Genomic DNA, 6707 nt, shown 5'->3' with positions numbered 1-6707 from the left:
TGCCGCGTGGTCTCCCACGCGGCATACCCCTTGGTCAGCTCCGTTGCGGCGGAGGGGAACTCAGCCGTTCACGAGCGAGCGCAGGACGTACTGCAGGATGCCGCCGTTGCGGTAGTAGTCGGCCTCACCGGGGGTGTCGATCCGCACCACCGCGTCGAACTCGACCGGCGCGCCGCCGTCCTTCTCGGCCCGCACCTTCACCGTCTTGGGCGTGCGACCCTCGTTCAGCTCGGTGATGCCGGTGACCGAGAACGTCTCGGTGCCGTCGAGGCCCAGCGAGTCCGCCGACTCCCCCTGCGGGAACTGCAGCGGGATGACGCCCATGCCGATGAGGTTGGAACGGTGGATGCGCTCGTAGCTCTCGGCGATGACGGCCTTGACGCCCAGCAGGCGGGTGCCCTTGGCGGCCCAGTCACGCGAGGAGCCCGAGCCGTACTCCTTGCCCGCGAGGATGACGAGCGGGACGCCGGCCTCCTGGTAGGCGGCGGAGGCGTCGTAGATCGTGGTCTGCTCGCCGCCGGCGAGGAAGTTCCGCGTGAAGCCGCCCTCGACGCCGTCGAGGAGCAGGTTCTTCAGGCGGATGTTCGCGAAGGTGCCGCGGATCATGACCTCGTGGTTGCCGCGTCGCGAGCCGTAGGAGTTAAAGTCCTTGCGCTCGACACCGTGCTCGGCGAGGTACTTGCCCGCGGGGCTGTCGGCCTTGATCGAGCCGGCCGGGCTGATGTGGTCGGTCGTGACCGAGTCACCCAGCTTGGCGAGCACCCGCGCGCCTGAGATGTCCTCGACCGGGGTCGTCTCCATCTGCATGCCGTCGAAGTACGGGGGCTTGCGGACGTAGGTGGAGTCCTGCGCCCACTCGAACGTCTTGCCCTCGGGCGTCGGCAGCGACTGCCAGCGCTCGTCACCCGCGAACACGTCGGCGTAGTCCTTGGTGAACATCTCCTGGTTGATCGACTGCGCGATCGTGTGCTCGACGTCGTCCGGGGTCGGCCAGATGTCCCGCAGGTAGACGTCGGTGCCTTCGGTGTCCTGGCCGAGCGGCTCGGTCTCGAAGTCGAAGTCCATCGTCCCGGCGAGGGCGTAGGCGATGACCAGCGGCGGCGACGCGAGGTAGTTCATCTTCACGTCCGGGTTGATCCGGCCCTCGAAGTTGCGGTTGCCCGACAGCACCGACACGACGGCGAGGTCGTTGTCGTTGATGGCCTTGGAGATCTCGTCCGACAGCGGGCCCGAGTTGCCGATGCAGGTGGTGCAGCCGTAGCCGACGAGGTGGAAGCCGAGCTTCTCGAGGTAGGGCCACATGCCGGCCTTCTCGTAGTAGTCGGTGACCACCTTGGAGCCGGGAGCCATCGAGGTCTTCACCCACGGCGCCACGGTGAGCCCGCGGTCGACGGCGTTCTTGGCCAGCATCGCGGCGGCCATCATCACCGAAGGGTTGGAGGTGTTGGTGCAGCTGGTGATCGAGGCGATCGAGACGATGCCGTGGTCGATCTCGAACGAGTCGCCCTCGGCGGTCGTGACCGTGACCTTCTTCGAGGGGCGGCCGCTGCCGTCACCCTCGTATGCCGGCTGGTCGCCGCCGTTGTACCCGTCGCCGGAGCCGCCACCCGCCTGCGGGTCGCTGGCAGGGAAGGACGACGCCGCACCCGGGTCGCCCTCGTGGTGGGCGACGTAGGTCGGGAGCACCTTGCGGAACGCCGACTTGGCGTCGGTGAGCGCGATGCGGTCCTGGGGACGCTTCGGGCCGGCGATCGAGGGGACGACGGTCGACAGGTCCAGCTCGAGGTACTCGGAGTAGCGGGCCTCCTTCGACGGGTCGAGCCACATGCCCTGCTCCTTGGCGTACGCCTCCACGAGGGCGACGGACTCCTCGGAGCGGCCGGTGAGGCGGAGGTACTCCAGCGTCACGTCGTCGATCGGGAAGATGGCGCAGGTGGAGCCGAACTCGGGGCTCATGTTGCCGATGGTGGCGCGGTTGGCCAGCGGCACCTGGGCGACGCCCTCGCCGTAGAACTCGACGAACTTGCCCACGACACCGTGCTTGCGCAGCATCTCGGTGATGGTGAGGACGACGTCCGTGGCGGTGGCGCCGGACGGGATCGAGCCGGAGAGCTTGAAGCCGACGACCCGCGGGATGAGCATCGAGACCGGCTGGCCGAGCATCGCGGCCTCGGCCTCGATGCCGCCGACGCCCCAGCCGAGCACGCCGAGGCCGTTGACCATCGTCGTGTGCGAGTCGGTGCCGACGCAGGTGTCGGGGTAGGCCACGCCGTCACGGACCATGACCGTGCGGGCGAGGTGCTCGATGTTGACCTGGTGGACGATGCCGGTGCCGGGCGGGACGACCTTGAAGTCCTCGAACGCCGTCTGGCCCCAGCGCAGGAACTGGTAGCGCTCGCCGTTGCGCTCGTACTCGATCTCGACGTTCTTCTCGAAGGCGTCCTTGCGGCCGAAGACGTCGATGATGACGGAGTGGTCGATGACGAGCTCGGCCGGGCTGAGCGGGTTGATCTTGGTCGGGTCGCCACCGAGGTCGGCGACGGCCTCGCGCATGGTGGCCAGGTCGACGACGCAGGGCACGCCGGTGAAGTCCTGCATGATCACGCGGGCCGGCGTGAACTGGATCTCGGTGTCGGGGTCGGCGTCCTGGTCCCACCCGCCGAGCGCGCGGATGTGGTCGGCGGTGATGTTCGCGCCGTCCTCGGTGCGCAGGAGGTTCTCGAGCAGCACCTTGAGGCTGTACGGGAGGGTCTCGGCGCCCTCGACCGCGGAGAGTCGGTACACCTCGTAGGAGCTGTCACCGACCTTCAGCTCACCGTGGGCGTTGAAGCTGTTCGTGCTGGCCACTGCAGGCTCCTTCGATGCTGTCGACTTCTTCGTCCGATTTATCTTGACGTCAAGATATCACGTCAGGAGGGGCTCTGCGATCGATCCTGCTCCAGCGCGCGACGCAGCGGAAGCGGAAGGTCTCGCTTGGTCCGCTCGGCGAGACCGGCCGCCACGTAGGTGATCGTGAGGACGGCACACAGCTGCCCGTCGCCGGCCCGGTGGATCTCGTGCCGGAGCGTGAAGGAGGTCGTGCCGACGCGCACCGGGCGGACCACGATCTCCGCGTGGTCCCCCGCCGACAGGCTCGCGAGCCACTCGATCTCGGCGTGCCGCACCAGCGGCATCGCGTCGTGCGCCCTCGCCTCCTCGATGCCGTACCCGCGCGACGCGCAGTAGGCCAGCCGCGCGTCGTCGCACCAGGCGAGGTACCACGCGTTGAAGACGACCCCGACCTGGTCGACCTCGTAGAAGTGGACCTCGACCCGGTGCACGAAGGGGTCGGTCGCCGCCGGAGCCGCCCCGGGCTCCCCCGCGGCGCTGGTCACGTCGGTGCGGTCGGTCGTGCTCACGTGCGGGTCCTCTCGAAGAGCGCGATGCACTCCAGGTGGTGGGTCATCGGGAAGGCGTCGAACGCGCGCAGCCCCTGCAGGGCGTAGCCGTGCTCGGCGAGGTATGCCGTGTCGCGCGCGAGTGCCGCCGGGTCGCAGGCGACGTAGGCGACGGCCCTGGCCCCCAGCGCGGCGACCTGTCCGACGACGTCGCGCCCGGCGCCGGTGCGCGGCGGGTCCAGGACGACGAGATCGGCGGTCGGCGGCAGCATCGGGTGACGGCGCAGCTTGCGGCCGCGGGCCGCACGGCGGTTGCCCGACGCGCCCTTGCGGGTCGGCCGCGGGACGCCGAACGCGTCGTCGACACGGGCCCGCACGACCAGCGTCGAGGGGTGGGCGGCGAGGTTGCGCTCGGCCTCGTCGGTCGCGCGCGGGTCCGACTCCACCGCGACGACCCGGCCGGTCGGGCCGACCTGCTCGGCCAGTGCCCGGGCGAAGAGGCCCACGCCGGCATACAGGTCGAGGGCGGTCTCTCCCGCGCGCGGTGCGAGCATGCCCAGGACGGTGTCGACGAACGTCGTCGCGGCGGCGGGGTGGACCTGCCAGAAGCCGCGGGCCGACACCTCGAACTCGCCGGAGAACCGGTCCCCGCGGACGGCCTCGGTGACCACGGGCACGGCGTCCGCGCCGGGGACGGGGACCACGACGGGCTCCCCCACCGACGGCGCCACGACGTCGACCGACTGCTCCCCCGACCAGTCCTGCTCCAGCACGCCGGTCGCCAGCACCCGCCGGTCGGCGATGAGGCAGGTGTCGACCGGGACGACGTCGTGCGACCGGTGCTGGCGCAGGCCCGCGCGGCCGGCCCCGTCGACGGCGAACTCGACCCGCGTCCGCCAGCCGAGGCCGTCCGGCGCACCGGGCAGCTCCTCGACCTCGACGTCGACCTCGAGCCCCGCCAGGCGTGACAGCTGCTCGCGCACGACGGCGGTCTTGAGCTCGCGCTGGTACGCCAGGTCCGCGTGCTGGAAGTCGCACCCGCCGCACAGGCCCGGCCCGGCATACGGGCACGGCGGCTGGACCCGGTGCGGGCTCGCGGCCGTCACGCGCACGGCGTCTGCCCGCACGAACCGCTGGCCCTCGCGCGCCTCGGTGACCCGGGCGACGACCCGCTCCCCCGGCAGGGCGTGCCGCAGGAACACGACCCGGCCCTCGTGCCGGGCCACGCAGAACCCACCGTGGGCGACCGGCCCGACCTCGAGCTCCACCTCGTCACCGGCGGAGAGGTCGCCCGGGCCGGCGTGCACCGTCGGCTCGCTGCTGCCGCTCACTGGCCGAGGCGGACCGAGCCCGCGGTGGGGCCGTCGAGCCGCTCCTCGACGCCCTCGGAGGACCGCAGCTGCCACGGGACGCTCGCGACCATGACACCGGGCGTGAACAGCAGCCGGCCCTTGAGGCGCAGGGCACTCTGGTTGTGCAGGACCTGCTCGTACCAGCGGCCCAGGACGTACTCGGGGATGTAGACGACCACGACGTCACGGGGATGGCCCGAGCGCAGCGACTTGACGTACTCGACGACCGGCCGGGTGATCTCGCGGTAGGGCGAGTCGAGGGCCTTGAGCGGCACCGGGATCCGGCGACGGTCCCACTCCTCCTGCAGCGCGCGCGTCTCGTCGGGCTCGACGTTGACCGTGATCGCCTCGAGCCGGTTGGGGCGCGTGGCCCGGGCGTAGGCGAGCGCCCGCAGCGTCGGCTTGTGGATCTTGGACACGAGCACGATCGCGTGGACGCGGCTCGGCAGCAGCTGCGCCTCGCTGTCGTCCTCCAGCACCCGCAGCTCCTCGCGGACGCGCTCGTAGTGCCGGTGGATGCGCAGCATGATGAAGAACAGGACGACCATGGCGGCGATCGCGTAGCCGGCGCCGTGGACGAACTTGGTGAGCAGCACGACGACCAGCACCAGGCCGGACATGGTCGCGCCGATCGCGTTGATGACCCGGCTGCGCATCATGCGGGCGCGGGCGCGGGGGTCGCGCTCGAGGCGCAGGTGCCGGTTCCAGTGCCGGATCATGCCGGTCTGGCTCAGTGTGAACGACACGAAGACGCCGACGATGTAGAGCTGGATCAGCTTCGTGACCTCGGCGTCGTACAGGATGATGAGGAACGCGGCGGCGCCGGCGAGGATGAGGATGCCGTTGGAGAAGGCCAGGCGGTCGCCCCGGGTGTGCAGCTGGCGCGGCAGGTAGCCGTCCTTGGCCAGGATCGAGCCCAGCACCGGGAAGCCGTTGAACGCCGTGTTGGCCGCCAGGACGAGGATGAGCCCCGCGACGATCGAGACGATGATGACGCCCGGGCGGAAGCCGGAGAACACCGCCTTGGAGACCTGGCCCATGATCGTGTCCTGCACGTAGGTGTCGCCGACCGGCTTGCCGTCGAGCAGCAGCTGCTTGGCGGGATTCTCGGCGTACTTGATGCCCGTCCACTTCGCCAGCACGAGCATCGACATGAGCATCGTGATGGCGACCAGGCCCATCATGAGCAGCGTCGTCGCGGCGTTGCGGGACTTGGGCTTCTTGAAGGCCGGGACACCGTTCGAGATGGCCTCGACACCGGTGAGGGCGGCACAACCGGACGAGAAGGCACGCAGCAGCAGGAACATCAGGGCGAAGCCGCCGAGGGACTCGAACCCCGTCTCGGGGGCGAGCGTCAGCTTGGCGCTCTCGGCCTGCGGCAGCGTCCCGGTCACCTCGCGGACGAGCCCCACGACGCCCATGCCGATGACGCTGGCCATGAACGCGTAGACCGGGATGGCGAACGCCTTGCCCGACTCGCGCACGCCACGCAGGTTCATCGCAGTGAGGAGGACGACGAGCCCGACGGCGACGACGACCTCGCGGCCGCGGATGAACGGCAGGGCGGCGGCCGCGTTCTGGACGCCCGAGGAGATCGAGACCGCGACCGTGAGCACGTAGTCGACGAGGAGCGCCGAGGCCACCGTGAGGCCGGCCCGGGGCCCGAGGTTGGTGTTGGCCACCTCGTAGTCGCCGCCCCCTGAGGGGTAGGCGTGGACGTTCTGCCGGTAGGACGCGACGACGACCAGCATGACGGCGACGACGCACAGCCCGATCTGCCAGGAGTGGGTCAGCGCGAGGAAGCCGCCGGCCAGGCCGAGGGTCAGGAAGATCTCGTCCGGCGCGTAGGCAACGGAGGACAGCGCGTCGCTGGCGAAGATGGGGAGCGCGAGCTTCTTGGGGAGGAGGGTCTCCCCGAGGCGGTCGCTGCGCATCGCGCGCCCGACGAGCACCCGTTTGAGGACGCGTCCGGAGGTTG

Annotated in this window: 4 protein-coding genes; all 4 read right to left on the bottom strand. The window is 70.5% G+C overall.

The genetic code is table 11. From position 1 onward, the window contains the following. Positions 1-60 precede the first annotated feature (60 nt). The gene (locus tag ACFUC1_RS13310; protein WP_379120477.1) at positions 61-2847 is read right to left on the bottom strand and encodes an aconitate hydratase; all 2787 of its coding nucleotides are present in this window, start codon (positions 2845-2847) and stop codon (positions 61-63) included. Between the two features lie 62 nt (positions 2848-2909). Then, a complete protein-coding gene (locus ACFUC1_RS13305) occupies positions 2910-3398 on the bottom strand; it encodes an acyl-CoA thioesterase (protein ID WP_379120475.1) in 489 nt (162 codons plus the stop codon). After that, positions 3395-4708: a class I SAM-dependent RNA methyltransferase gene (locus ACFUC1_RS13300; RefSeq protein WP_379120473.1), complete on the bottom strand. Its 1314-nt coding sequence runs from the start codon at positions 4706-4708 to the stop codon at positions 3395-3397. The genes ACFUC1_RS13305 and ACFUC1_RS13300 overlap by 4 nt, the downstream gene beginning before the upstream one ends. Further along, positions 4705-6663, bottom strand: a complete 1959-nt coding sequence (locus ACFUC1_RS13295) for an APC family permease (RefSeq protein WP_379120479.1) — start codon at positions 6661-6663, stop codon at positions 4705-4707. The genes ACFUC1_RS13300 and ACFUC1_RS13295 overlap by 4 nt, the downstream gene beginning before the upstream one ends. Positions 6664-6707 lie beyond the last annotated feature (44 nt).

The sequence above is a fragment of the Pedococcus sp. NPDC057267 genome (assembly GCF_042668795.1).
Lineage (GTDB): Bacteria > Actinomycetota > Actinomycetes > Actinomycetales > Dermatophilaceae > Pedococcus.
The sequence above is the reverse complement of the archived record's forward strand: the minus strand, read 5'-3'. Positions and strand labels throughout refer to the sequence as shown.